This is a genomic window from Phenylobacterium sp. T106, from assembly GCF_057219735.1.
Genome location: NZ_JBXVWA010000001.1, coordinates 833,847 through 858,680 on the forward strand (window position 1 = coordinate 833,847; position 24,834 = coordinate 858,680).

28 protein-coding genes and 2 pseudogenes are annotated in these 24,834 nt (G+C 70.8%); 21 read left to right on the forward strand and 9 right to left on the reverse strand.

Going from position 1 to position 24,834, the window contains the following annotated elements; genetic code table 11:
- Positions 1-96 precede the first annotated feature (96 nt).
- Positions 97-318: a hypothetical protein gene (locus AC2D8W_RS04130; RefSeq protein ID WP_484670446.1), complete on the reverse strand. Its 222-nt coding sequence runs from the start codon at positions 316-318 to the stop codon at positions 97-99.
- A gap of 165 nt (positions 319-483) precedes the next feature.
- On the opposite strand from AC2D8W_RS04130, the pseudogene AC2D8W_RS04135 reads away from it, so the two are divergent.
- A pseudogene (locus AC2D8W_RS04135) lies at positions 484-2,079 on the forward strand (glycoside hydrolase family 3 protein); the annotation flags it as partial.
- A gap of 250 nt (positions 2,080-2,329) precedes the next feature.
- A complete protein-coding gene (locus tag AC2D8W_RS04140; RefSeq protein WP_484670548.1) occupies positions 2,330-2,464 on the forward strand; it encodes a hypothetical protein in 135 nt (44 codons plus the stop codon).
- A 3-nt stretch (positions 2,465-2,467) separates the two neighbouring features.
- Here the strand turns inward: AC2D8W_RS04140 and AC2D8W_RS04145 are convergent, their stop codons facing one another.
- The 3 genes from AC2D8W_RS04145 to AC2D8W_RS04155 all read right to left on the reverse strand — a co-directional run bounded on the left by AC2D8W_RS04145 (position 2,468) and on the right by AC2D8W_RS04155 (position 5,152).
- Positions 2,468-3,340 (reverse strand): alpha/beta hydrolase, encoded by an 873-nt coding sequence (locus AC2D8W_RS04145; RefSeq protein WP_484670447.1) that lies wholly within the window; start codon positions 3,338-3,340, stop codon positions 2,468-2,470.
- A 66-nt stretch (positions 3,341-3,406) separates the two neighbouring features.
- The gene (locus AC2D8W_RS04150) at positions 3,407-3,838 is read right to left on the reverse strand and encodes an ester cyclase (protein ID WP_484670448.1); all 432 of its coding nucleotides are present in this window, start codon (positions 3,836-3,838) and stop codon (positions 3,407-3,409) included.
- A gap of 9 nt (positions 3,839-3,847) precedes the next feature.
- Entirely contained in the window at positions 3,848-5,152 is a 1,305-nt protein-coding gene (locus tag AC2D8W_RS04155; RefSeq protein ID WP_484670449.1) for an amino acid permease, read from the reverse strand.
- A gap of 121 nt (positions 5,153-5,273) precedes the next feature.
- Here AC2D8W_RS04155 and AC2D8W_RS04160 point away from each other — a divergent pair, with 121 nt between their 5' ends.
- The 4 genes from AC2D8W_RS04160 to AC2D8W_RS04175 are packed head-to-tail and all read left to right on the forward strand — an operon-like array spanning position 5,274 to position 8,186.
- Positions 5,274-5,648 (forward strand): BlaI/MecI/CopY family transcriptional regulator, encoded by a 375-nt coding sequence (locus tag AC2D8W_RS04160; protein ID WP_484670450.1) that lies wholly within the window; start codon positions 5,274-5,276, stop codon positions 5,646-5,648.
- Positions 5,638-6,543 carry a M56 family metallopeptidase gene (locus AC2D8W_RS04165; protein ID WP_484670451.1) on the forward strand — a complete coding sequence of 302 codons (906 nt, stop codon included), beginning with the start codon at positions 5,638-5,640 and terminating at the stop codon, positions 6,541-6,543. Before AC2D8W_RS04160 ends, AC2D8W_RS04165 begins: the two co-directional genes overlap by 11 nt.
- Positions 6,544-6,565: 22 nt before the next feature.
- Positions 6,566-7,123: a hypothetical protein gene (locus tag AC2D8W_RS04170; protein WP_484670452.1), complete on the forward strand. Its 558-nt coding sequence runs from the start codon at positions 6,566-6,568 to the stop codon at positions 7,121-7,123.
- Between the two features lie 31 nt (positions 7,124-7,154).
- Positions 7,155-8,186 (forward strand): amidohydrolase family protein, encoded by a 1,032-nt coding sequence (locus AC2D8W_RS04175; protein WP_484670453.1) that lies wholly within the window; start codon positions 7,155-7,157, stop codon positions 8,184-8,186.
- 7 nt (positions 8,187-8,193) lie between these two features.
- Here AC2D8W_RS04175 and AC2D8W_RS04180 read toward each other — a convergent pair whose 3' ends face one another.
- Positions 8,194-8,769, reverse strand: a complete 576-nt coding sequence (locus AC2D8W_RS04180; protein WP_293481442.1) for an LOG family protein — start codon at positions 8,767-8,769, stop codon at positions 8,194-8,196.
- A 185-nt stretch (positions 8,770-8,954) separates the two neighbouring features.
- Here AC2D8W_RS04180 and AC2D8W_RS04185 point away from each other — a divergent pair.
- The 3 genes and pseudogenes from AC2D8W_RS04185 to AC2D8W_RS04195 all read left to right on the forward strand — a co-directional run.
- A pseudogene (locus tag AC2D8W_RS04185) lies at positions 8,955-9,152 on the forward strand (cold-shock protein); the annotation flags it as partial.
- 219 nt (positions 9,153-9,371) lie between these two features.
- Positions 9,372-9,569: a cold-shock protein gene (locus tag AC2D8W_RS04190; RefSeq protein WP_293481488.1), complete on the forward strand. Its 198-nt coding sequence runs from the start codon at positions 9,372-9,374 to the stop codon at positions 9,567-9,569.
- Positions 9,570-9,684: 115 nt separating this feature from the next.
- Complete coding sequence (locus AC2D8W_RS04195) at positions 9,685-10,230, forward strand: hypothetical protein (protein WP_484670454.1); 546 nt, start codon at positions 9,685-9,687, stop codon at positions 10,228-10,230.
- A gap of 69 nt (positions 10,231-10,299) precedes the next feature.
- On the opposite strand, the gene AC2D8W_RS04200 is transcribed toward AC2D8W_RS04195, so the two are convergent.
- Positions 10,300-11,400 carry a phosphatidylinositol-specific phospholipase C1-like protein gene (locus tag AC2D8W_RS04200; protein ID WP_484670455.1) on the reverse strand — a complete coding sequence of 367 codons (1,101 nt, stop codon included), beginning with the start codon at positions 11,398-11,400 and terminating at the stop codon, positions 10,300-10,302.
- Between the two features lie 263 nt (positions 11,401-11,663).
- Between AC2D8W_RS04200 and AC2D8W_RS04205 the strand changes: the two genes are divergently transcribed.
- The 4 genes from AC2D8W_RS04205 to AC2D8W_RS04220 all read left to right on the forward strand — a co-directional run bounded on the left by AC2D8W_RS04205 (position 11,664) and on the right by AC2D8W_RS04220 (position 14,942).
- On the forward strand, positions 11,664-12,341 hold the full coding sequence (locus AC2D8W_RS04205; RefSeq protein ID WP_484670456.1) for a hypothetical protein: 678 nt from the start codon (positions 11,664-11,666) through the stop codon (positions 12,339-12,341).
- Between the two features lie 106 nt (positions 12,342-12,447).
- Positions 12,448-13,098: a PEPxxWA-CTERM sorting domain-containing protein gene (locus AC2D8W_RS04210; RefSeq protein ID WP_484670457.1), complete on the forward strand. Its 651-nt coding sequence runs from the start codon at positions 12,448-12,450 to the stop codon at positions 13,096-13,098.
- A gap of 149 nt (positions 13,099-13,247) precedes the next feature.
- Complete coding sequence (gene purB / locus AC2D8W_RS04215) at positions 13,248-14,573, forward strand: adenylosuccinate lyase (protein WP_484670458.1); 1,326 nt, start codon at positions 13,248-13,250, stop codon at positions 14,571-14,573.
- A gap of 18 nt (positions 14,574-14,591) precedes the next feature.
- Positions 14,592-14,942 (forward strand): MmcQ/YjbR family DNA-binding protein, encoded by a 351-nt coding sequence (locus AC2D8W_RS04220; RefSeq protein WP_484670459.1) that lies wholly within the window; start codon positions 14,592-14,594, stop codon positions 14,940-14,942.
- Between the two features lie 187 nt (positions 14,943-15,129).
- Here the strand turns inward: AC2D8W_RS04220 and AC2D8W_RS04225 are convergent, their stop codons facing one another.
- A complete protein-coding gene (locus AC2D8W_RS04225) occupies positions 15,130-15,453 on the reverse strand; it encodes a DUF1476 domain-containing protein (RefSeq protein WP_484670460.1) in 324 nt (107 codons plus the stop codon).
- Between the two features lie 235 nt (positions 15,454-15,688).
- On the opposite strand from AC2D8W_RS04225, the gene purC reads away from it, so the two are divergent.
- The 6 genes from purC (at position 15,689) to AC2D8W_RS04255 (ending at position 19,883) form a co-directional block, all read left to right on the forward strand.
- The gene (purC, locus tag AC2D8W_RS04230) at positions 15,689-16,444 is read left to right on the forward strand and encodes a phosphoribosylaminoimidazolesuccinocarboxamide synthase (RefSeq protein ID WP_293481449.1); all 756 of its coding nucleotides are present in this window, start codon (positions 15,689-15,691) and stop codon (positions 16,442-16,444) included.
- On the forward strand, positions 16,444-16,683 hold the full coding sequence (gene purS / locus AC2D8W_RS04235) for a phosphoribosylformylglycinamidine synthase subunit PurS (protein ID WP_293481450.1): 240 nt from the start codon (positions 16,444-16,446) through the stop codon (positions 16,681-16,683). The genes purC and purS overlap by 1 nt, the downstream gene beginning before the upstream one ends.
- Positions 16,684-16,685: 2 nt before the next feature.
- Entirely contained in the window at positions 16,686-17,072 is a 387-nt protein-coding gene (locus AC2D8W_RS04240) for a hypothetical protein (RefSeq protein ID WP_484670461.1), read from the forward strand.
- Complete coding sequence (locus AC2D8W_RS04245; protein ID WP_484670462.1) at positions 17,069-17,554, forward strand: DUF3291 domain-containing protein; 486 nt, start codon at positions 17,069-17,071, stop codon at positions 17,552-17,554. Before AC2D8W_RS04240 ends, AC2D8W_RS04245 begins: the two co-directional genes overlap by 4 nt.
- Before the next feature lie 51 nt (positions 17,555-17,605).
- Positions 17,606-18,268 (forward strand): phosphoribosylformylglycinamidine synthase subunit PurQ, encoded by a 663-nt coding sequence (gene purQ, locus AC2D8W_RS04250; RefSeq protein ID WP_484670463.1) that lies wholly within the window; start codon positions 17,606-17,608, stop codon positions 18,266-18,268.
- A 181-nt stretch (positions 18,269-18,449) separates the two neighbouring features.
- Positions 18,450-19,883, forward strand: coding sequence for a spinster family MFS transporter (locus AC2D8W_RS04255; RefSeq protein ID WP_484670464.1), 1,434 nt, complete (start codon positions 18,450-18,452; stop codon positions 19,881-19,883).
- Between the two features lie 22 nt (positions 19,884-19,905).
- Here the strand turns inward: AC2D8W_RS04255 and AC2D8W_RS04260 are convergent, their stop codons facing one another.
- Entirely contained in the window at positions 19,906-21,189 is a 1,284-nt protein-coding gene (locus AC2D8W_RS04260) for a phytanoyl-CoA dioxygenase family protein (RefSeq protein ID WP_484670465.1), read from the reverse strand.
- Between the two features lie 144 nt (positions 21,190-21,333).
- On the opposite strand from AC2D8W_RS04260, the gene AC2D8W_RS04265 reads away from it, so the two are divergent.
- Both AC2D8W_RS04265 and AC2D8W_RS04270 read left to right on the forward strand, forming a co-directional pair.
- Positions 21,334-22,377 (forward strand): phosphotransferase, encoded by a 1,044-nt coding sequence (locus AC2D8W_RS04265; protein WP_484670466.1) that lies wholly within the window; start codon positions 21,334-21,336, stop codon positions 22,375-22,377.
- A 39-nt stretch (positions 22,378-22,416) separates the two neighbouring features.
- Positions 22,417-23,190 (forward strand): SDR family NAD(P)-dependent oxidoreductase, encoded by a 774-nt coding sequence (locus AC2D8W_RS04270; RefSeq protein ID WP_293481458.1) that lies wholly within the window; start codon positions 22,417-22,419, stop codon positions 23,188-23,190.
- A 34-nt stretch (positions 23,191-23,224) separates the two neighbouring features.
- Here the strand turns inward: AC2D8W_RS04270 and AC2D8W_RS04275 are convergent, their stop codons facing one another.
- Complete coding sequence (locus tag AC2D8W_RS04275; RefSeq protein ID WP_484670467.1) at positions 23,225-24,811, reverse strand: amidohydrolase; 1,587 nt, start codon at positions 24,809-24,811, stop codon at positions 23,225-23,227.
- Positions 24,812-24,834 lie beyond the last annotated feature (23 nt).

Genomic DNA, 24,834 nt, shown 5'->3' on the forward strand with positions numbered 1-24,834 from the left:
AGGGTCGACCATTCGTCGAGAAGCGACCTTGGGAAGGGCGAGCCCCGGCTGGGCGGCGGCAAACGGGCGCGCGCGGCTTGCCCGGGAAAGGGAAGGCTACGCCTGCTGCAGGGCCGCTTCGGTGGCCTCCATCTCGCCGCGGATCCAGTCGTGGCCGCTGGTGACCATCACGCCCTCGATGGCGCTGATGTGGCCACGAAGGCGCTCGCGGATCTCCTGCGGGACGTCCTCGCGGCCGGCGACGTAGCGGGCGATCTGGTGGACGGCGAAGGCGGTGTGCAGGGCGAGGCGGTCACGATCCTCGTCGGAGAGCTTCATGTGCAGGCTCCGTGCTGACAGGGTCACGCTAGGCCTCGAGCTTGGCCTGCGCCAGAGTAACCGAAACGAGGGAACGCCGCCTTGAGTTCAGACCCCGACACGCGCGCCGCCGCGCTGCTGGACCAGATGAGCCTGGAGGAGCAGATCGGACTGCTGTCCAGCCGCATGCCGCTGGTGCTGAAGCCGCGGCCCGACGGCGTGCCGAAGTGCGCCGGCTGGGTCCCAGGCCTGCCGCGGCTGGGCGTCCCGGACCTGTTCGAGACCGACGCGAGCCTGGGGGTGGCGGCAGCCGGGCGACGGGAGGACCTCGCCACCGCCCTGCCCTGCGGCCTGGCGCTCGCGGCGGCCTGGAGCCCGGAGCTCGCGAACGAGGCCGGCGCGATGATCGGCGCAGAGGCCCGCGCGAAGGGGTTCAACTGCCTGCTCGCGGGCGGCGTCAACCTGGCGCGCGAGGCGCGCAACGGCCGGAACTTCGAATACCTCGGCGAGGATCCCCTGCTGGCGGGCATCCTGTGCGGCGCCTCGATCCGGGGAATCCAGGCGCAGAACATCGTCTCGACCATCAAGCACTTCGCCCTGAACAGCCAGGAGACGGGCCGCATGGTGCTGTCCGCCTCGATGGACGAGGCGGCGTTCCGGGAGTCCGACCTGCTCGCGTTCCAGATCGCCATCGAGGCGGGCGAGCCGGGCTCGGTGATGTCCGCCTACAACCGCGTCGACGGGGTCTATGCCTCCGAGAACCCATGGCTGCTCAACGACGTGCTGCGCGGCGAATGGGGCTACAAGGGGTGGGTGATGTCGGACTGGGGCGCGGTGCATTCCGCCGCGCCGGCCGCGAACGCGGGACTGGACCAGCAGTCCGGACGCGAGTTCGACCGCGAGCCCTTCTTTGTCGGCCCCCTCGCCGCCGCGGTGGAGGCGGGCGACGTCTCCGAGGCGCGGATCCGCGAGATGGCGCACCGGTACCTGCGCTCGCTCGCCGCCTGCGGCGTGCTGGACCATCCGGTCGCGCCGGGGACGCCGGACCTCGTCCGCGGCGCGGACGTGGCGCGCAGGGCCGCTGAGGCAGGGATCGTGCTGCTCAAGAACGATGGGCTCTTGCCGCTCGAAGGGGTGCGATCCATCGCCGTGATCGGGGGACACGCCGACATCGGCGTGCTCTCCGGCGGCGGCTCCAGCCAGGTCATTCCGAAGGGCTCCGTCCGCTTCGACCCGCCGCCCGACGCGCCGCGCTGGAGCGCCGGGGTCATCTACCAGCCCGACCCGCCCCTCGAGGCGATCCGCGCCCGCGCCGCGAACGTGCATGTGGCGTTCGACGACGGCGGCGACGCGGCGCGCGCGGCGCGTCTCGCGGCGGAGAGCGACGTGGCGATCGTCTTCGCCGTGGAGTGGGCCACCGAGGCCCTGGACACCACGCTTCGGCTCCCGGACGGCCAGGACGACCTGATCGCAGCGGTCGCCGCCGCCGCCCGCCGGACGGTCGTCGTCCTGCAGACGGGCAATCCGGTGCTGATGCCCTGGCTGGATGCGGCGGGCGCCGTGGTGCAGGCCTGGTACCCGGGCTCGGAGGGCGGCAAGGCCATCGCCGGCGTGCTGTTCGGCGACGTGAACCCCTCCGGCCGCCTGCCGATCACCTTCCCGGCGTCGGAAGCGCAGCTGCCGCACCCCAGGCTCCCCGGCGGCGACCTGCCCATCGTCAACGACCGGGGCGACACCCCGCCGTTCGATATCGTCTACACGGAGGGTTCGGACGTGGGCTACCGCTGGTTCGCCAGGACGGGCGCGACCCCGCTGTTCCCGTTCGGCCACGGGCTCTCGTACACGACGTTCCGCTACGCTGGCCTGGCCCTCGACGGGCCTGCGGCGAGTTTCGAGGTCACCAACACCGGCCACCGCGCGGGCGTCGAGACGGCGCAGGTCTACCTCCTCGAAGCGCCCGGCCGCCGGCAGCAGCGTCTCGTCGGTTGGGCGCGCGTGGCGCTGGAGCCCCGGCGAGACGCGGCGGGTGACGGTGCAGGCCGATCGGCGCCTGCTGGCCGACTGGGACACCGAGACCCGCGGCTTCCGGGTCCGTGGCGGCGACTACCGCATCGCCGTGGGCTCCAGCGCCGCCGCGCTGCACCTGGAGGGCGTGACCAGCCTCTAGCGGCTAGCCGAGGTGTTCGCGGAGGAAGGCTATGGTCTCGCCCAGCGCAAGCTCCAGGCCGGCGCCCTCGTACACGTCGAAGTGCCCACCCGGGACGCAGACCAGGCGCTTGGGCTCGCCGGCCCGGGCGAAGGCGGCCTCGGCTTGCGCGGTGGGCGTCACCACGTCGTCGGTCGCGACGATCATCAGCAGCGGCCGCGGCGCGATCTGGCCGATCCACCAGCCGGGCTCGTGGCCCCGCACCGCCTCGAAGGACGACAGGGTCACCTCGTTCACCCAGGTCGGTCCGCCGGTGCGGGTGAAATAGGCGTGGCCGTCGTCGCCGGGCAGCGCGGCGGGGCCGTCGCCGGGCGCGGTGACCGGGATCATGGACGCGGGGTTCCCGGCCGACCGGGATTCGCGCTCGGCGTACAGGGCCGCGACGAACGCCTCGTGGTCGGGACGCAGCGCCAGCAGCGCCGAGCCTGAAATGAAGGGCGCCTGCGAGACCACGCAGCTCACGCGAGGGTCCAGGGCGCCGGCCTGAAGCACGTGGCCGCCGGAGAAACTGGATCCCCACAGGGCGATCCGCGAGCCGTCCACCTGGCGCAACGTGCGCACGAAGCTCACGGCGTCGCGATAGCCGCGGAGCTGCCGCGGGGGATCGACCTCCTGGCGGGGCGCGCCGTCGGAAAGCCCGAAGCCGGCGTGGTCGAAGGCGAAGACGTGGAAGCCCGCGCTCGCCAGCGCCGTCGCCTGCGGCTCGAGCTGCGCCGCGACGGCCGAGAAGCCGTGGGCCATCACGACCACGGGCCGCGGCCCCGGCGCCTCGGCGGCGTAGAACGTCCCCCGAAGCGTCGTTCCTTCCGACATGAACGCCATCGCGTCGCCGGCCATGATGTCGTCCTCCCGCAATGCCGCAGCCGGCCCGGTTACGGCCGGCGGCGCAGGTTCGGATGCGCGCTAGGCGAGGCCAAGGGCGCGCGCGACGGCGCCGGTGTCGAAGTAGGGCCGTTCGCAGACGATGAGGTCCGAGCCGGGCGCGAACTCGAAGCCTGCCGCCATGCGGACCCGGAAACCGCGGCCCGTGGGCTCGACGGTGCGGTCGCCCAGCCGCAGCGGACCCAGGTGCGTGCCGGTCAGCCAGAACTCCACCAGGACCGTGTCCCCGTCGTGGGCGATGGCGATGATCTCGTTGCCCTGGTCGGGAAAGGGCGTGCGGCTGGCGGCGAAGTAGCGGCGCACGGCGGTCTCGCCGTCGAAGACCACGCCCGAGCCGTGCAGCTCGTACCGGGGATGGGCGAAGGTCGCGATGACCGCGTCCCAGTCGTGGGTGATCTCCTTGGCCATGTGCTCGCGCACGACGGCGATGCGGCGGTGGGCGAGGTCGTCCATGCGCCCAGGCTAGCGGCGGCGCATGGCGGCGTACAGCAGCGCCGCGACAACGGCCGGGCCGGCCGACCACGCCAGCTCGACGGGCCGCGCCGAGACGATCAGGACGATGGCGGCGCCCGTCGCCGCGACCGCCGTGGCGCCGGCGGCGGCCCGGCGCCATGCCGACTGGCCGCGCATCACGCGCAGGAGCGACAGGGCCGCCAGGACGTAGGTGTAGAGGCTGAGCAGCGAGACCATGTTGGTCAGCGTGGAGAACTGCGCCGCCAGGCTGGGCGCCGCGGTGAAGAACGCCACGACCGTCATCAGGCCGCCCGCGACGGCCAGGTTCAGGGTCCCCGCATGACGCCCGAGCCGACTGCCGAACAGGCGCGGAAACACGCCGCCGTCGGCCGCCGTGCGGGTGGTCTCGGCCGCCACCAGGCTCCAGCCGCTGAGGCAGCCGGTCGCCCGCACCGCCGCGCAGAGCGCGATCACCGCCGCCAGCCCTGCCCCCAGCGCCACGCCCGCGGCGTCCGCGAAGGGCGCCTCCGAGCGCGACAGCAGGGCCGAAGGCACCAGGCCCATGACCACCACGCTCGCGGCCATGTAGAGCGCGGCCGCCCCCAGGACGCCCAGGATGGTCGCGCGGGGCACGTTGCGCGCGGGGTCTCGCACCACGGCGGCGGCGGCCGCCGCCGATTCCAGGCCCAGGAAGGCCCAGAAGCAGCTCAGCGCCGAACCCCGGATGGCCTCCGCCGCCGGCGCGCCCGAGGGATTCCAGGAGGCGAGGAAGACCTCCGGCCGGAACGAGAACCAGCCGACGGTCGCGATCAGCAGGATCGGCGCAAGCCCGACGGCCAGGGTCAGCCCCTCGATCCGCGCGACCAGCCGCGGGCCGCCCCAGGCTCCGAGGATCCCTGTCCAGACGATCGCGATGGTCAGCGCGAGGCGCGCCCCGCCGCCCGCCAGCGCGGGAACCAGGAAGCCGATCGCCCCGGCGGCGGCCAGCGCCAGCGGCACCATGCCCACCCAGATCGAGACCCAGAACAGCATCACCGTCTGGGCGCCGAAGAAGCCGCCCAGGCCCGCCTTCACGTAGTCGCCGAGCCCCTGCGACGCAGGCAGCAGGATGGCCAGCCAGACGAACACGCCCGCGATGGCCAGCGCGGCCGCCGTCGCGGCCACCCACCCGAGGATCGAGATCGAACCCGTGGACCCGAGAGTCGCCGGGAGCAGGTAGACGCCCGAGCCGATCATGGAGCCGGCGACGAGCCCGGCCGCTCCCAGCACGCCTATGCGGCCATGGCCGCCTGCCCGCGCGGTTGCCGCGACCATGCCGTTTCCCCCGGCCGGCACGCTGCCTTACTCCCGCCACCAGGCGCAAGCTCACTCGTCATCGGCAACGCTTGACACTCCAAATTACAGGCGTAACGTCTGCTCGAGCTACGGGTGTAAGATGTCGAAGATCTCAGGCGCTGAAAGTCAGATCATGGAGGCCCTCTGGGCCCGCGGGCCGCTGACGGCCGACGAGATCGTGCAATCGGTCGGCCCGGCCCAGAGCTGGGGCGAGGCGACCGTGAAGACGCTCATCAACCGCCTGCTGAAGAAAAAGGCGCTCGCGTCCGAACGCACCGGGGGACGCGCCATCTACCGGGCGCTGGTGACCCGCGAGGACTATGTCACCCGCGAGAGCCAGGGCCTGCTCGACCGCCTGTTCGGCGGACAGGTCGCCCCGCTCGTCGCCCACTACGCCCGCCACCGCGCCTTGTCGGCCGAGGAGGTGGCTCGCCTGAAGAAGCTCATCGCGGAGTTCGAGTCCGATGACGACTGAGGTGCTGGCGGCCCTCGTGAGGGCGAACCTGGTCGGGGCGGTCGCCGTCCTTGCGGTGCTGGCCCTTCGCATTCCCGTCCGGCGGCTCTTCGGACCAGAGGTGGCCTACGGCCTCTGGGCGCTGCCGCCGCTGGCCGCCTTCGCGACGCTGCTGCCCGCAAGGACCGAGGACGGCGCCGACGCCACCGGGTTCATCGCCGCCACCGTCGGCGACTACTCGGCGGGCCTGCTTGCGGTCTGGGCGATCGGCCTGGGCGTCGTCTTCGCGGGCCTGGCCCACGCCCAGGCGCGGTTCATGGCCGCCGTGCGGACCGGTCGGGCGGGCCCCTCCGTCGTCGGCGTCATCTCGCCACGCATCGTCATGCCCGCCGACGACGGGCGCTACAGCGACGAGGAGCGCGCCCTGATCCGCGCCCACGAGCGGGAGCACGTGAACCGGATGGATCCCCGCGCCGGCGCCTTCGCCTCGGCCCTGCAGGCGGTGTGCTGGTTCAACCCGTTCGTCCATATGGGCGCCCACATCATGCGCCTGGACCAGGAACTCGCGTGCGACGCCGCCGTCCTCCGCCGGCGGCCGCGTGACCGCGCGCTCTACGCCCGCACGCTTCTGAAGACCCAGCTGGCGAGCCAGCCGCTGCCGTTCGGCTGCTACTGGCCGGCGCGCGGGCCCCATCCGCTCGAGGTCAGGATCGGTCTGCTGAGGACCGCCCACGGCTACGACGGCGTCGTGGGCCCCCTGCTGATCGCAAGCGGCCTCGTGATCGGCGCCTGGCTGGGGTGGCGGGTGAACCCGCCCGTGCCGCCGCCCGCCCCCATGATCGAACTCTGGCGCACCAACACCGGGCCCACGATGTCGGTCCTGCTCATCCGCGCGCCCGCCGCGGACGCCGAATAGCCTTCAGGGCAAGGAGTCTCCGATGCCGATCCCGCTGACGCGGGCGCGATGGCTCGCGCCGGCGCTCCTGCTCGCGGCCTGCGCCGGCGAACACGCCGAGACCCGGCTCGTCGCCGACCAGCGCCGCGTGGATCCCCCTCGCCTGTGGCGCGTGGACAGCCTGGACCCGGCCGGCAAGGTCGCCGCGACGCTGCTGGTCTGCGCCGACTCCACCCTGCGTGACGGGTTCGGGCGGGCGCATGCGGAGGTGAACGGCCGGCCCTGCATCACGCTGAAGGGCGGGGTCGAGCGTGCGGGCCTGCACGCCCATCGCTGCCAGATCGACGGCCGCCGGTACGGCGTGACGGTGACCCGGACCGGCGACGCCGCGCGCGACTTCACGGCCGCCTTCGCCTTCGCGGCGCTGGACGGATCGCCCGCCCGCGCCCGGCAGGTGCGGCGTTTCCGGAACACCGGCGAGCCGTGCCCCCCGGGCTGGGGGATCGGCGACCAGGCCCGGCCGGGCGCGCCTCGCAGCGCCAATGCCCTTGCGGCAACATGGGGTCCGTCGCCGGTTGAGCGCGGCGTCGCCGCCCACTAGCGTGCGACGCAACGAAGACCGGGAGGATCCGATGCCTGAAGCCATCCTCGAGCCCCAGCTCCCGATCGTCGATCCACATCATCACCTCTGGGACCGCCGCACCTACGCGACGCCGCAGGTGACGGACCACCCGTTCATGACGGCGATCCAGCCGGCGCAGCGGTACCTGCTGGACGAGCTGATGGCCGACACGGAGAGCGGCCACAACGTGGTGGCCACAGTGTTCGTGGAGTGCCGCGCCTTCTACAAGGCCGACGGCCCGGTCGAGCTGCGCAGCCTGGGCGAGACCGAGTTCGTCAACGGCGTCGCAGCCATGAGCGCCAGCGGGACCTACGGCGACTTCCGCGCCTGCGCCGGCATCGTCGGGAACGTGGACCTGCTCCTGGGCGACGCGGCGGGCGCGATCCTGGAGAAGCACGTCGAGGCGGGCGGCGGGCGCTTCCGGGGCATCCGCAACTCGGCCTCCTTCGACGCGGACAAGGACGTGCTCGGCCCCCTGAACCGGGTCGAGGCCGGGCTCTACCTGCGGGACGACTTCCGCCAGGGCTTCCGCCGCCTGGCCCCGCTCGGGCTATCGTTCGACGCCTGGCTGCTGGAGCCGCAGCTGCCCGACCTGATCGATCTGGCCCGCGCCTTTCCCGACACCACCATCATCCTGGACCATGTGGGGACGCCGCTCGGCCGCGGCAGCTACACGGGGCGACTGGAGGAGCGCTTCCCCGCGTGGAAGGCCAACATCCTGGAGCTGGCCAAGTCGCCGAACGTGAATGTGAAGCTCGGCGGCCTGGCGATGGCGTTCTGCAACTTCCCGTCGTTCCTGCAGGAGCCGCGGGCGCCGTCGAGCGAGCTGGCCCAGCAGTGGCGCCCCTACATCGAGACCTGCATCGAGGCTTTCGGCGCCGAGCGCTGCATGTTCGAGTCGAACTTCCCCGTCGACATGGGCAGCTGCAGCTACGCCACGCTTTGGAACGCCTTCAAGCACCTCGCCGCCGGCGCGTCGGCCGAGGAGAAGTCCGCGCTGTTCTCGGGCACGGCGAACCGGGTCTACCGGCTCGGACTCTGAGGCGCCGTCAGGCCTTGGCCCCGCTCCACTTGGGCGGCGGCGGCGAATACGCGCGGAAGGCGTCCAGCGCGGCCTCCGTGGTGTCGGCGTAGACCAGCATGTCCACATAGGCCTGGGCGAGGAATCCGGCATCGGCCATGCGCTGGATCGTGGCGCGCATCAGGTCGTAGTAGCCCGACACATTGACGAAGCCGCACGGCTTGGCGTGGATGCCCAGGAGCGCCCAGGTCCACTGCTCGAAGATCTCCTCGAACGTCCCGGGACCGCCCGGCAGGCAGAGGAAGGCGTCGGAAAGCTCGGCCATCTTCAGCTTGCGCTCGTGCATGCTCTGGACGACGTGCAGCTCGGTGAGGCCGCGGTGGGCGATCTCCTGGTCCACGAGCCCCTGGGGCATGACGCCGACGACGCGTCCGCCGGCCGCCAGGGCCGCGTCCGCCACCGCCCCCATCAGCCCGACCTTCCCCCCGCCGTACACGAGGGTGACCCCCTCGCGGGCCAGCCGGGTTCCGCAGGCGACGGCCGCCTCCAGGAACTTCGGATCGACCCCGGCGGAGGAGCCGCAATAGACACAGATGCTCTGCACGGGGCGCGCCTCCGACCGCGTCTGGAAAGGGGGTCGCCGCTTAGCCCGAACACACTCGCGTGTCACGAGTGCTGGCCTTGGGGGATTTCCCTGCTACAAATTCGCCCACGGCTCGTCAGGGAGATTGGCCGGGCGTCGACTTGCGGGCGGCGTGGGACTTCTATTCTCGGTTAGGTTGCGACGAAATGGCGAGCGGCACTGTTAAGTGGTTCAACACGGCGAAGGGCTTCGGCTTCATTCAACCGGACGACGGCGGATCTGACGTCTTCGTTCACATCTCGGCCCTGAACCAGGCAGGCCTCGACGGCCTCGGCGAGGGCGACAAGGTCAGCTACGAACTCGAGCAGGACCGCCGGTCCGGCAAGCTGGCGGCGACCCAGATCGTCGTGACCGAGCAGGGCGCCCCCGCGCCCCGGCGTTCGGGCGGCGGCTTCGGCGGCGGTGACCGCGGCGGCTACGGCGGCGGCGGCGATCGTGGCGGCTATGGCGGGGGCGGCGGGTACGGCGGCGGCCGCGACCGTGGCTTCGGCGGCGGCGGCGGCGGTTTCGGCGGCGGCGGCGGACGTCCGCGCGGCGAGGTCGCGGGCTCCGGCTCGGGCACGGTGAAGTGGTTCAACCCCACGAAGGGCTTCGGCTTCATCAAGCCCGAGGGCGGCGGCCAGGACATCTTCGTCCACATTTCCGCGGTCGAGCAGGCCGGCCTCTCGGGGCTGAACGAGGGCCAGACCGTGGCGTTCGACCTCGAGCAGGACCGCCGCAGCGGCAAGACCTCGGCGACCAACCTGAAGGTCACCGGCTAGACGACGGCAGGCGGGCCCGTTCCGGCGGGCCCGCAAGCCCAGCGGCCAGGGCGCAACTCGCGCGGCGACAAGGCGTTGTGAACGCTCGATCGAGGCAAACCTCGTGGAGCGTGAGATGCGTATCTTGCTGAGTTTGCTGGCCGGCGGCCTCGTCGCCGCCCCGGGCCTGAGCTCCGCCCAGGAGATCCAGGCGGCGCAGAACGTCCAGGCGCAGGAAATCCCGGCGCCGGCCGGAACGACCGCGGCCTTTGCGCCGCTTCCCGTCATCGAGGCGACCGCGCCGGCTCCCGAGCCGGCCACGGCCAAGCCCGCGCCTGCGCCCGTGGAGGGCGCGGCTGCGCCTGCGCTCGACACCCCGACCGCGGTCGCGCCGGTGCTGGTGCAGGAGGGAGGCGACAACGGGGTCAAGCAGACGATCGGCACGACCCTCGGCGGGGTCGTCGGCGGCCTCGCGGGCGCGGCGGCCGCGGGCCCGGTGGGCAAGTTTGCGGGCGGCTTCGTCGGCAAGCGCCTGGCGCGCGGGATCTTCGGCGGCGACGACATCCCGGACGTGAAGACCGTCCCGGTGGATCCGGCCCAGGTGGCCGCCAATTCGGCCGCGGCGGTCGCGACGCCGGCCGTGGCCGAGGCGCCGGCCAAGGCCGCGCCGGCCCGCGAGTAGTCTCGACACCCGGTCATCCCGGCGGACATTCGCCGGGCCGGTCGGGAGCTGTTGAATCGCTGAACGCAGCTAGGGTCCGGGCGGCTCCACCGGCGACAGCCGGGCCGCGACGCCTCCAGGCACGCGCGCGACGTAGGGCCCGAAGCGGGCGTCCGGCTGCATGTAGTCCGTCGACACGTACTGTGCGCCCGAGGCGAACGCCGCCGTCTGACGGCTGGTGTCGCCCGCCCGCGCCTCGCGCGTATCCGCGTCCGCGCGCGTGCGCACGATGAGCCCGGCCCGCACCGCGGCGGCGATCCGCTCGCGCTGCGCTTGCGGCTCGTTCAGAGTGATGTAGCCGGCCGCCGGCGAGCTCTCGTCGATGTTCACGAAGGCGACCCGCCCTTCGAGCACGCGACGCTGCTCCCGGTAGCGGGCCACCTGATCCGGCGGGCAGTCGAGGGCGAACATGACCCGGCCGCGCGCAGCCTTGAGGCGGGGCCAGGCCCCGGCCGCCGCGGCCTCGCGGAGGTTGGCGTGGCGCCCTTGCACCTGATCCGGGGTGATGAGCGCCGCTTCGGGGAAGACCGAGCGGATCTCGCGGTCGATCGCGTCCATGCCGGCGGCGTCGAACAGCGGCGCCACCGTGGCGCCCGGCAGCGAGAGCCCCCCTTCCTTGAGGTTGAGGATCACCAGGATCGGCACGTGCCCGGGGTGCGCCTTCGACCAGGCGCGGATGTCCGAGAGGCAGTCGGTGAAGCGCGGACAGACCGAGCGGTAGTCGACCGACGGCTCGTGAAGCACCTTGAGCCCGGGCAGCTTCAGGGGCGCGAAGTCGTAGGGCGTCGTCTTCCCCTGCCCGCTCCGGTACCCGAGGGGATTGGCGTAGAGGCCGACCTGCGGATCGTAGACGATGTCGAGCTCGAGCTGGCGGGCGCCGGCGTCCAGCTGCCGGGGCAGCGGCGGGTGGCTGTAGTCGATGGCGTCGGCTTCCTTCGGGTTCACCGCCCGGATCAGGGCGAACTCGTTGGGCGCGATGGCCATCTTGTAGCTGTTGTGAGTGCCGATGACCTGGATGGCGTTCATCGGCAGCCGGTCGACCACGGCTCGCGTGCACCCCGCGTCGCCTGAAGGGCGCTCGAGGTCGCAGGTGGCGGACACGGCCGCGGCGGCCAGAAGTGCGGCGATCATCGGTTCTCCTCGCGAGCCGCCTCAGACTAGGCGGGGCGGGACCTTCGCGAAAGCGGGCCACGTCGCCGGATCCGACCCGCAAACCACGCCGCCGGAGCCTGCGCCACCGCCATGGTTGTAGACCACAACCCGCGCTTGACCCCTGCGTAGAGTTGTGAGCCTAACTATACTGTAAGTAGTATCTTTCGACGGCCGGAACCTTCGCCATGCTTGGTGGGTTGATGGCCCGTTGGGGGACCGACCGACCAGGAGTGGGGTTGACTATGCATCGGAGCTTCGTGCTCGCTTCCATCGCCTCGGCATTCGCCGTCGCCGCCGCGCCGGCCGCTTCGGCGGCCACCATGCTGAACATGGGCCCCTCGAACCTCTGCGGCGAGAGCGGCTGCTTCTCCGACACCACGCGGGTTCTGAGCCGCACCTGGTCCGCCAGCGAGTTCCGCGGCCCCCTGTCCATCTCGTCGTTGTCCATCGACAAGGCGATGCTGGGGTCGATGCAGGACTACGCCTTGCGCGTCAGCTTCGTGAACAGCGCGGGCGACACCGTCGCGAACTGGGGTTCGTACACCCTCGCCGTGCTTTCGGGCGACGTGGTGACGCTGGGCGGCGAGACCGTGAACTGGAACACCGCCGACGGCGACCTGACGCTGAAGCTCGAGCTGCTGATCCCCAACAAGGGCGGCGCCGGCGGCGGCGGGTTCGGCGGCTTCGGCGGCTTTGGCGGGGGCGGTTTCGCGGCGGCCCCTGCGTTCGGAGGCGGAGATGGACCGCCCGGCCTCGGCCGCCTCACCTCGCCGCAGCTGCCGCCGCCGGCGCTGCAGAACATCCCAGCCTCGGTCAGCGCTCCTGCGCCCGAACCGAGCGCCTGGGCGCTCATGCTGATCGGTTTCATGGGCGCCGGGCACGCGCTCCGCAGCCGGCGGCGCACGCCACTTCCGGTATAGTTAATTTTCTCCTACGCGGTGAACGGCGCTCGCTCCTTTGGGGCGAGCGCTTGTGATTCCACCCATGGTGGCGCTTCCTCGCCCCAAATGAACCGGGTGGATGGGGATGCCTCAGGTCCATAAGACGCTCGCGGCGCTCGCCGCTGTCGCCGCGATCGGCCTCGCCGCCGCGCCCGCCGCGGCCGTGACGATGCTCAATGTTGACTGGAACGAAGGCTGCGGCGCCACCAACTGCTTCCGCGAAGGCCGCTACACCCACACCTGGTCGGCGTCGAACGCGACCGGCCCGATCAGCATCGGGCGCCTGCTGCTTGACCGCAGCATCCTGGGCGACCTGGACGGCCAGGTGTTCCGCCTGTCCTTCCAGCTGAACGGCGAGGAGCTGGGCAGCTGGGGCAGCTTCACGATGGCCGGCATCGGCGGCGATGAACTGAACTTCTGGGGCCAGGACTTCATCTGGAACCCGCAGGATGGCGACCTGGTGCTCGTCCTCGAAATCGTGCCGCCGCCCAAGCCCGGCGTCGGCGGCCGCTCCGGATTCGCCTCCGCGCCGCTCGAATTCGCCGAAGGACCGGTCGGCGAGGACTTTGAGGGCGGAAACTTCGACGTCGAAGGCCCTCCCCCGGAGCGCGGCGGCGATCCGATGCCGAGGCCGACGGCGGCGATCCCCGAGCCTGCGACCTGGCTCATGATGATCGGCGGCTTCGCCCTCGCCGGAGCAGCCTTGCGGCGTCGCCGCGCGGCGGTCACCGCCTAGAGCGTGTTCCGAAGGGTGGGATCGGCATTCCGATCGAGACGCGTTCGAGCGCTTGATTGAAATCCCCACCATCCCGTCGGAGCGATTCCGTCTGAACGGGTGGGCTCTCGCGGGTTGACTCCCGCGAGGCGGGGCACGACACCCCCCGCATGATCCCCAGATACACCCGCAAGGAAGCCGCCGACGTCTGGAGCCCCCAGACGCGGTTCTCGATCATGTTCGAGATCGAGGCGCACGCGGCCGACGCCATGGCCGAGCTGGGCGTGATCCCGCGGGAAGTGGCCCGGGTGATCTGGGAGAAGGGCAAGGGCGTGATCTGGGACGCCGAGCGCATCGACGAGATCGAGCGCGAGGTGAAGCACGACGTCATCGCCTTCCTCACCCATGTCACCGAGATCGTCGGGCCCGAAGCGCGTTTCCTGCACCAGGGCATGACGTCGTCCGACGTCAACGACACGGCGCTCGCCGTCCAGCTCAGCCGCGCCACCGACCTCCTGATCGAGGACGTGGACATGGTGCTGTCGGCGCTGAAGCAGCGCGCCTACGAGCACCGCCTGACCCCCTGCGTCGGCCGCAGCCACGGCATCCACGCCGAGCCGACCACCTTCGGGCTGAAGCTGGCGGGCCACTACGCCGAATTCCAACGGGCCAAGGAACGGCTGGCCATGGCGAAGTTCGAGATCGCCACCTGCGCGATCTCGGGCGCGGTCGGCACCTTCGCCAACGTCGCGCCGCAGGTCGAGGCGCATGTCGCCGCGCAGATGGGCCTGGCCGTCGAGCCCGTATCCACCCAGGTGATCCCGCGGGACCGGCACGCCGCCTACTTCGCCGCGCTGGCGGTGGTGGCGAGTTCGATCGAGCGCCTGGCCGTCGAGATCCGCCACCTGCAGCGCACGGAAGTCCTCGAAGCCGAGGAGCCGTTCGATCCGGGCCAGAAGGGCTCGAGCGCGATGCCGCACAAGCGCAACCCGATCCTCACCGAGAACCTGACGGGCCTCGCCCGCCTGGTCCGCTCGGCCGTCGTGCCGGCGATGGAGAACGTGGCGCTGTGGCACGAGCGCGACATCAGCCACTCGTCGGTCGAACGCGGGATCGCCCCTGACGCCACCGTCCACCTCGACTTCGCGCTGCGGCGCCTGGCGAACGTGGTGCAGCGCCTGGTGATCTATCCCGAGAACATGGCGAGGAACCTCGACCGCCTGGGCGGGCTGGTGCACTCGCAGCGGGTCCTGCTGGCGCTGACCCAGAAGGGCCTCAGCCGCGAGGCGAGCTACGCGGCCGTCCAGCGCAACGCCATGAAGGTCTGGCGCGGCGAAGGCGCCTTCCTCGACTTCCTGAAAGCCGATCCTGAGGTGACGCTGAGCGAGGCCGAACTCGGCGAGCTCTTCGACCTGGGCTACCACTTCAAGAACGTCGACGTGATCTTCGCCCGGGTGTTCGGCGAGGAAGCGCACGCCAAGGCCGCCGCCGAGTAGGCCGCTCGACGGAGGCCGGTGATTCCGACGACGATCGACGACCTGCGCCGGCTCGCCCTCGCCCTGCCTGGGGCCCACGAGGTGATCTACAAGGGTGCCCCCTGGTTCAACGTGGGGACGAAGAGCTTCGCGCTGGCCCTGGACGGCCGCGTCGTCATGAAGCTGGAGCGCGGGCGGCAGGAGCTGCTGTTCGAGATCCGCCCCGAGACCTTCTCCCGATGCCGCGTGGCCACCGCCTACTGGAGCTACGTGGAACTCGCCAACATCGACGAGGCGGAACTGGCGGACCTCGTCCTCGAGGCCTGGACCCTGATCGTGCCGAAGAGGGTCAGCCGGGCGTACCTGGCGTCGCGCGACGACGCGCGGTGATAGCCCCCTCACCTGCGATGGCCGCGCCCCCGATCGTCATGGCCCGGCTTCCGCCGTTGTCATGCCCCCCCGTGGCATAGCCCGATGGGTCCCCGGGACAGGCCTGGGGACGGTCGGCGCGGGTTCACCGGATCGCGCGGGATAGCGGTGTAGACAGGCCTCGGCGGGACGCCTCGGCGGCCCGCGTTTACTTGCCGGATTTCACGCCTTCGCGGGCCTGCGCGAGCAGCTCGGCCATCTTCATGCGGACCTCGCCCTCGGTGACGCTGACGCCGGCGCCCTTGAGGTCCTCGAAGACCTTGCGCAGCACGTCCTCGTCGCCGGGCAATTCGAAGTCCGACTTCACGACGGCCTTGGCGTATTCGTCCACGTGCGGCCCTTCGAGGCCCATCAGTCCGGCCGCCCATTGGCCCAGAGCGCGGTTCCGGCGAGCGTGCGCCTTGAACTCCTGCTCCTGGTCCAGGGCGAACTTCTTCTCGAAGCCCTGTTCGCGTTCGTCGAAGGTCGTCATCGGATCCTGGGGGTAAACTCACGGAGCGGGCGATCCCATATCGTGCGACGACCCGACCCGCAATGGAAAGCGGCATCGCGGCGCGCGTTTGCGGAACCCGGGCGCATTCGCTATTTTTGCCACGCCTGAATGGGGGCGAGAGGCCGAGTCGGACCCGCGCGCGAAAGATCATCCGCGCGCGTTTTTCGTTCCGCCGACGCGGACTAGTCCTCGCCCCATGGAGAAGGCCTGAGACATGACCCGCCGCAAGAAGATCTACGAGGGCAAGGCCAAGATCCTCTATGAGGGCCCCGAGCCGGGGACCCTCATCCAGTACTTCAAGGACGACACCACGGCCTTCGACGCCACCAAGAAGGCCGTGCTCGAGGGCAAGGGCGTCATCAACAACCGCATCAGCGAGTTCATCATGATGAAGCTGAACTCGATCGGGGTTCAGAACCACTTCATCAAGCGGCTGAACCTTCGCGAACAGCTCATCAAGGAAGTCGAGATCATCCCGCTGGAGGTGGTGTGCCGCAATGTCGCCGCCGGCTCCCTCTCCACGCGCTACGGGCTGCCGGAAGGCCAGGCCCTGCCCCGCTCGATCATCGAGTTCTACCTGAAGGACGACAAGCTCCACGACCCGATGGTCTCGGAGGAGCACATCACGGCGTTCAACTGGGCCTCGACCCAGGAGATCGACGACATGATGGCCCTGACCCTGCGGGTGAACGACTTCCTGTCCGGCCTCTTCCTCGGGGTCGGCATCACGCTCGTCGACTTCAAGATCGAGTTCGGGCGCATCTGGGAGAACGACTACAGCCGCGTGATCCTGGCCGACGAGATCAGCCCCGACAGCTGCCGGCTCTGGGACACCCAGACCAACGAGAAGCTGGACAAGGACCGCTTCCGCCGCGACCTGGGCAATGTGATCGAGAGCTATACCGAGGTTGCACGCCGCCTGGGGATTATGAAGGAGATGCCAACCGTGATTCAGGGAGGCCTCCACTAGTGCGCGCCAAGGTCCACGTGTTCCTGAAGCCCGGCGTCCTCGACGTGCAGGGCAAGGCGGTCGAGCAGGCGCTGCACGGCCTGGGATGGAACGGCGTCGAGCACGTCCGGGTCGGCAAGACGATCGAGTTCGACCTCGCGAGCGCGGACCGGGCGGCCGCCGAGGCCGAGGTCAAGGCCATGTGCGAGAAGCTGCTCGCGAACACGGTGATCGAAAGCTACCGGGTGGAGCTGGCCTAGGGATGCGGCGCGAAGCCGCGGTCGCCGCCGCCGTCCTGCTCGCCTCCTGCTCCAGCGGTCCCGCGGCAGACTCGCCGGTGGCCTACATGGACCTGGACTGCGCGCAGCCCTTCGAAGCTCAGGTGGCGGCGGTCACCGCCCAACCCAAGCTGGTTCCCGCAGGCGTGGTGGGCGCCGAACCCTACCACTACTACTCCAGCGCCGACGGCCGGACGTCCTACCTGGTCACGCGGCCGGGCTCGCCGGCGCATCCGGCCATCGTCATCCAGCGCGCCGCCACGGGAATCCACACCTCGGGCTGCGCCTACGGCGACAAGGCGGCGTTCGCGGAGCTCATCGCCTATCTCGAGAGCCTGAAGACGTGGACCCGAAAGGGATCGAACCCATGAACGAATGGAACCTGGCGCAGATCAACGTCGGCCGCCTGCGAGCCCCGATCGACGACCCGATGATCGCGGACTTCGCGTCCAGTCTGGACCGCATCAATGCGCTGGCCGACGGCGCCCCTGGCTTCGTGTGGCGCCTGGTGGGCGCGGGCGGCGACGCCACGGACATCCAGCCACGCGCGGACGACCCGAACCTGATCGTCAACATGAGCGTGTGGCGCGACCTCGACGCTCTCGCCGCCTTCGTCTACCGCTCGGACCACCGGAGCGTGATGCGCCGCCGCGCCGAGTGGTTCGAGAAGATGGACGTCTACATGGCCCTCTGGTGGACGCCCGCCGGTCGCACGCCGAGCGTCGAGGACGGCCTCGCGGCGCTGGAGCGCCTGGAGCGCCTCGGCCCCACGCCGGCGGCCTTCACCTTCCGCGACCCCTATCCCGCACCGGATGGCCGGCCCGCGGCGCCGGTCCTGGACGTCTGCGCCTGAGGCCGCTCTGCCGCCTCGCGCGGCCGGTCAAACAATGCTAACGCGCGCGGCATGAAAGCCGCCGTCATCGTCTTCCCGGGATCGAACTGCGACCGCGACTGCAAGGTGGCCATCGAGCGGTCGACCGGCGCGCATGTGGACATGGTCTGGCACGGCGAGACCACGCTGCCCGACGGCGTCGATCTCGTGGTCCTGCCGGGCGGGTTCTCGTACGGCGACTACCTGCGCTGCGGCGCCATGGCGTCGCTCTCGCCGATCATGGCCGACGTGAAGGCCGCCGCCGGGCGCGGAGTCGCCACCGTCGGCATCTGCAATGGCTTCCAGATCCTCTGCGAAGCGGGCCTGCTCCCAGGAGCGCTGCTGCGCAACGAGAAGCTGAAGTATGTCTGCAAGCCGGTGGCGCTTGAAGTCACCAACAGCCAGACGCGCTTCACCGCCGGCTACCAGGGCCGCCGGCAAGCTGTGATGACGGTCGGCAATGGCGAGGGAAATTTCTTCGCGGACGAAACCACGCTCGACCGCCTCGAAGGCGAAGGCCAGGTGGTCTTCCGCTACGTTTCGAATCCCAACGGCTCGGCCCGCGACATCGCCGGAATCATCAACGGGGCCGGGAACGTGCTCGGGCTGATGCCGCATCCCGACCGGGCCTTCGAGCCCGACCTGGGCTCGGCCGACGGCGCCATACTCTTCCAGAGCGTATTCGCCAGCGCCTGAGTCAGAAGCCGGCCTACGCCGGCGAAACTCTCAAGGGAGCCGCTCCCGTCGGTCGATCGCCACCGCAGTTGACTGGGTGAGCGAGGACGGAGGTCGGCGCGAAAACGCCGCCCGCCTTGCCTCCCGCCCGAAAAGCAGGGCGGATAGGATCCGCCGCGCCAGGCGTCCCGAGGAAAGAACCATGACCGCGAACAGCGCGACCGAAGAGCCGCGCGGCCACATCACCGGCTTCGGGTCGCGGCCCTATCGCAGCTACGTGCTCACGGCGCTGCTCTTCATCTACATCCTGAACTTCGTCGACCGCGCGCTGCTGTCGGTGGTGGCGCCGCAGATGAAGCCCGAGCTCGGCATCTCGGATACGGCGTTCGGGCTCCTGACCGGCTTCGGCTTCGCCCTGCTCTACACCCTGGTGGGCATCCCGCTGGCCCAGATCTCCGAGACCCGGCACCGGGTCTGGATCATGTCGATCTGCGTCGCCCTCTGGTCGCTGATGACGGCGCTCTGCGGGCTCGCCGCGCCGATCACCATCGGCTCGATCACGATCGGCGCCTTCTGGGTCCTGCTCGCCTGCCGCGTCGGCGTGGGCATCGGCGAGGCGGGCTGCACGCCGCCGGCCAACTCGCTGATCGCCGACTACTATCCGCCGAAGTCGCGCGCGACGGCGCTCGGCTACTACGCCATGGGCGTGACGCTGGGCACGGTCCTGGCCAACCTCATCGGCGGGCCCGCCACCGACGCCTTCGGCTGGCGCATGGCCTTCCTGATCGTGGGCCTGCCCGGCATCCTGGTGGCCGTCGTCCTGAAGCTGACGGTGCGCGAGCCGCCCCGCGGCTTCACCGACCCGCCCGGCACGCCGCGGCGCGAGCGGGTGCGCTTCGCCGACGCCATGGCCGAGATCACCTCGAAGCGGTCGTTCTGGACCATGGCCGTCGCGGCCACCATCGCCGCCTTCTGCGGGTACGCGATCAACACCTTCCAGTCGCTGTTCCTGAACCGCACCTTCGGCCTCTCGGCCGGCGAAGCCGCCGTGCTCATCAACGTGCCGGTGGGGATCATCGCCGCCTTCGGCACCTTCGCCACGGGCTGGCTCGCCGAGCGCCTGACGCCGCGCTTCCCGAACGCCATCGCCTGGCTGCCGGGCTGGGGCATGCTGCTGAGCGTGCCCTTCTACCTGCTGGCCTTCACGACCCAGAACCTCTGGCTCTGCGCGGCTGGGCTCTGCATCGGCGGCGCGCTCAAGTACTCCTACCTCACGGGCCAGTACACGATCGGCCAGGGCGTGGTCACCGCCCAGGCGCGGGCGGTAGCGATCGCCATCCTGCTGTTCGTGGTGAACCTGCTGGGCTACGGGCTGGGGCCGCTGTTCATGGGCGCGCTCAGCGACTTCCTGTTCTCGCTGCAGGTGGCCGGGCTGGGCGCGCCCGACCTCGCGCGCGAGGCGTGCGAGACGGCTGCGCGCGCCCGCCTGTCGCCCGAGCTGCGGTCGGTCTGCGAGATCGCCAATCCGCAGAGCCTCCAGCGTTCGATGCTCATCACGTCCGCCATCTACGGCGTCGGGGGCGTGTTCTTCCTGATCACCTGCCGCACGCTGCAGAAGGACATGGTCGCCCGGTAGCCCGCGGCTCGCAGCGGGCCACTCAGCTCACCAGCGCGGCCAGGTCCTGTCCGGCCGGCGCCTCGCCCTGCCCCAGGATCTCGCGCTTCTTCGCGTCGTTGAACGCCTGCAGGCGGGCCATGTAGGCGAACCGGCCGTAGTCGCGGCCCGCGGCGCTCATCTTGTCGAACCAGTCGTCCTCGCCCAGCATCTCGCCCAGGCGCGGCGGATTGCGGTGGAGCATCTGCACATCGGTCTTCCTGGGCTCCAGGCTGCGCAGGATGCCGCGGTTGAAGTGGCTGTGGATGGTCACCCGCTCGCCCGCCTCGGTCCGGTCGCCCTGCCAGTGCCAGACGCCGTGGTGGAAGTAGACCACGCTGCCCTTGGGCATCTCGACGGGGACGCCCTGGTTGTGCCCCTCGCCCGGCCGCGGCGGCCGGCGATGCTTGTGGCTCCCCGGCACGATCCAGGTCGGGCCGCTGGCGACGGTCCAGTCCTCCAGCGCCCAGACGCCCACGCCCGTGAGCGAGAACTCCGGATAGGGCTCAGGGACGTGCGCGTAGTCGGTGTGCATGGGGATGAAGCCCGGCCCGGGCCCGCGCCGGATCGCCGAGATCGAGGCGATCACCGCGCCGCGGCCCAGCGAGGCGTCGATCAGGGTCATCAGCAGCGGGTTCTGCACGAGCTGTTCGAACTCGCGCCCGTGATAGGTCATCCAGTTCAGCGTCGTGGCCTGGTGCTGGGTCAGGGTGCGGAGCGTCGCCTCGCGCACCTGGTCCGCGAACGTCTCGGAGATCGCCCGCTCGATCACCGTGTAGCCCTGCTCCTCCATCTCGCGGATGTGGCGCGTGAGGCCCTGGCGTCGGGCGCGGTGCTCGAGATCCGGATTCTCGACGGTGCGGCGGCCCATGTCGTCATGGAACATCCCCATCAGGCGGACCGCGCCTTCGGGCATGCCGCCGGCGCCGCCGAAGCGGATCGCACCGGGACCGAACACGGTCCGGATCTCCCGCAGCATGGCGTCCACCGCGCCCGGGGCCTGAAGCCCCACCACCTGGGCCGCCATGAGCGCGGCCTGATAGTCGCCCTCGCAGGTGGCGGCCGCCGAGGCGTCGAAGCCGCGCGCCACGGACACCTCCTGCCCATCCCAACGGACCGTCCAGCTGGCGACGTCCTCGGGCAGGCCGAGGTGAGGCGGCGCATCCGTCATCCGCTCCGAGACCGAGAACGGCTCGCCGAGGCGGTCCCGCCGGGTTTCGAACCACGTCCGCGCCTCCGCCAGCCAGGCGTCAGACATGAACTCGAAGTGGTGCGGCAGGGTATGCATCGGCGTCCTCCCAGGCGGTTCTTGGGACCGCTCCATCGGAGAGTCCGCGCCTTCCGCGGGGGGAGGTCAACCGATCAACGGCCGCTGCCGCCTCACGCAAAACCGCCTGGACTGCCGCTACGGCGGCAGGCCACGGTCCGCGCCATGAGCGATGACCTTCCCGTCCGCGACGTCCTGCCCGCCCACCGCTTCGACGAGGCGCGCCTCGCGGCGTGGATGGCGGCCAACGTCGACGGCTACCGCGGCCCCCTGGTGGTCAAGCAGTTCCAGGGCGGCGCCTCGAACCCGACCTTCCTGCTGACCGACGCCACCGGCCACCGCTACGTGCTGCGCAAGAAGCCGCCGGGCCAGCTGCTCGCCTCCGCCCACCAGGTCGACCGCGAGTACCGTGTGATGAAGGCCCTCGACGGCCAGATCCCCGTGCCGAAGATGCGGGCGCTCTGCGACGACGATCAGGTGATCGGCGCGACCTTCTACGTGATGGACTACCTGCAGGGCCGCATCTTCCGCGACGCCACCCTGCCCGGCCTGTCGCCGAAGGATCGCGCCGAGATCTACGACGACCTCAACGCCACCCTCGCCAGGCTGCACAAGGTGGATTTCGAGGCGGTGGGCCTCGGCGACTACGGCCGGCCCGGCAACTACTTCGAGCGTCAGGTCGCCCGCTGGACCCGCCAGTACGAGGGCGCCAAGACCGAAGAGATCCCGGCGATGGACGCGCTCATCGAGAAGCTGCCGGCGCGCATCCCGGCCGACCAGTCGGTCTCGATCGCGCACGGGGACTACCGGCTCGAGAACGTCATGTACCACCCCACGGAGAACCGCATCATCGCGGTGCTGGACTGGGAGCTTTCCACCATCGGCCATCCGCTGGCCGACATCGCCTACAACGCCTTCATCTGGCGCTCGCACTCCCCGGGCTGGGGCAGCCTGGACGGCGTCGACTTCGCGACCAGCGGGATCCCGACCGAGGCCGAGTACGTGGCGAAGTACTGCGAGCGCACCGGCCGCGGCGAAATCCCGGACTGGCCGTTCCTGATGGCGTTCTCGATCTTCCGCCTCGCCTCGATCAGCCAAGGCGTCTACCGCCGCATCCTCTCGGGCAACTCGGCCCGCGAAAGCGAGGCGATCAACGGCTGCGGGGCGCTGGCGGAGCAGGCCCTGGCGATCCTGGAAGGGCGCGCGTAGCGCCGACGCCCCACCGCACCGTCATCTTGGAGAGACAGAATGGACCTGGGCCTCAAGGACAAGGTCATCTTCATCGCCGGCGCCAGCCGCGGCATCGGTCTGGGCATCGTCGAGGCCTGCCTGGCCGAAGGCGCCAGGCTTGCGATCACCGCCCGCGGCGCCGAGGCGCTGGAGGCCGAGCGCGCGCGGCTGGCGGATATCCATGGCGCCGATCGCCTGCTCGCGATCAGCGGCGACATGCGCGACACCAAGGTGATCGAGGACGCGGTCGCCCGCACGGAGGCCGAGCTCGGGCCGATCTTCGGCGCCGTGGCCAACGTCGGCCTCTATCCCTGCCCGCCCGGCTTCGAGGTGGACGACGAGACCTGGGACGCGGGCTTCACCCAGAACCTGGACAGCGCCTGGCGGCTCGCCCGCACCGCGCTCCGCGTCATGACGCCCCGCGGCGAGGGCTCGGTGCTCCTGATCAGCTCGATCGCCGGCCTGGGCGCCCTCGGAACCGCCATGACCTACGGCACCGCCAAGGCGGCCATGAACCACATGACCAAGGAGCTCGCCCGCATCGCCGGCTCCAAGAACGTCCGCGTCAACGCCATCGCGCCGGGCAACATCATCTTCCCGGGCGGGACCTGGGAGGCCAACGCCACGGGCCCGCGCGCCGAGGCCTGGGCCCGCTGGATCAAGCGCGAGGTGCCGCTGAACCGCTACGGCAAGCCCGAGGAGATCGGCGCGGCCGCCGCCTTCCTGCTCAGCCCCGCGGCCAGCTTCATCACGGGCGCGGTGGTCCCGGTGGACGGCGGGCAGACGCGGTAGGCGATCCTCCGCCCACCCGCGCCGGCCCGGACGATCAGGGCTTCGGCGGCGTCAGCTCGGGGAACTTGATCCCCAGCTGGTCCAGGTACGTGGGGTGCTTCGCGGCGTCGTAGTACAGGGGCCGCATCCGGTCTCTGAACTGCGCCATGATGTCGGCGTTCCGCTCGATCATCGGCTTGTCGCCCGGCCCGATGACCGGGACGTACTTGCCCTCCTTGGGCTGCTCGGTGTCGAAGTAGGCCTTGGCTGCGGGGATCAGCTTCGGGTCCAGCAGCAGGTCCAGCGCCGTCATCGCCGCCACCTTGCCCCCGGCCACCACGCCCTTGTGCGCGATCGGCGTCGCCATCGAGATGGCGTTGGCCCAGTTGTGGCCCGGCAGGCTGGGGATGTTGGACGGATAGAGCAGGACGACGGTCGGCACGGTCCACGAGATGTCGCCGATGTCGTCCGAGCCGCCGCTCACCGGTGGATCGGCCGGCGCGCTCAGCGGCTCGAGCCTGGTCGCCAGCCCCTTCTCCTCGCCGCCGACCAGCTTCTGCACCGCGCGGGCGAAGGTCTGCTCGTCCGTCGTCCAGGTCGGCAGACCCACCTTGTCGATGTTGGCCTTCATCGCCAGGGCTATCGGCTTGTTGAAGTGCCGCGGGGCCGCCGTCCCCACGATGCGCCGGGTCACGGTCGTGTCGGTCATCTGCGCCGCAGCGTCGGCGATCCGGTTTCCGAGGGCGAAGTTCCGGGAGATGTTCTCGAAATCGATCTCGCGGAAGAAGTACCAGACGCTGGCTTTCGAGGGCACGACGTTGGGCTGGTCGCCGCCGTCCGAGATCACGTAGTGCGAGCGCTGCAGCGGCCGCAGGTGCTCGCGGCGCATGTTCCAGCCCAGGTTCATCAGCTCGACCGCGTCCAGCGCGCTCTTCCCGCGCCAGGGCGCCATGGCCGAGTGCGCGGACTCGCCGCTGAAGGTGTACTCGACCGACACCATCCCGGTGCCCAGCGGACGGCCCCAGCTGGTCGCCAGGTTGTCGCTCACATGCGTGAAGATGGCGGCGTCCACGCCCTTGAACACGCCGTCGCGCACGAACCAGGCCTTGGACCCCAACAGCTCCTCGGCGACGCCCGGCCACAGCATCAGCGTCCCGGGGATCTTTTCCCGGGCCATGATCTCCTTCAGCGCGAGGGCGGCGAGGATGTTCACCGCCTGGCCCGAGTTGTGTCCCTCGCCGTGGCCCGGCGCGCCCTCCACCATCGGCTTCCGATAGGCCACGCCCGGCGTCTGGCTCGCCTTGGGGATCCCGTCGATGTCGCTGCCGAAGGCGATCACTGGGCCGCCCGACCCCTGGGTCCAGGTGGCGGTCCAGGCCGTCGGCATGCCGGAGACCCCGCGCGTGACGGTGAAGCCGTTCTTCTCCAGGAGATCGGTGAGATAGCGGGAGGTCTCGACCTCCTGGTAGCCCAGTTCGCCGAAGCTGAAGACGGTGTCGACGATCACCTGGCCCAGCTTGGCCTGCGACTCGACCTTGGCCGCCGCCTCCGCCTTCAGCTTCGCCGCCGAGGGCGCGGCCCACGCGCCGCCTCCGAACGCGACCGCCGCGATGCAAGCCGCCGCCAGGATGCTTCCGCGCATGGTTGTCCCCCCCGCCTCGCGCC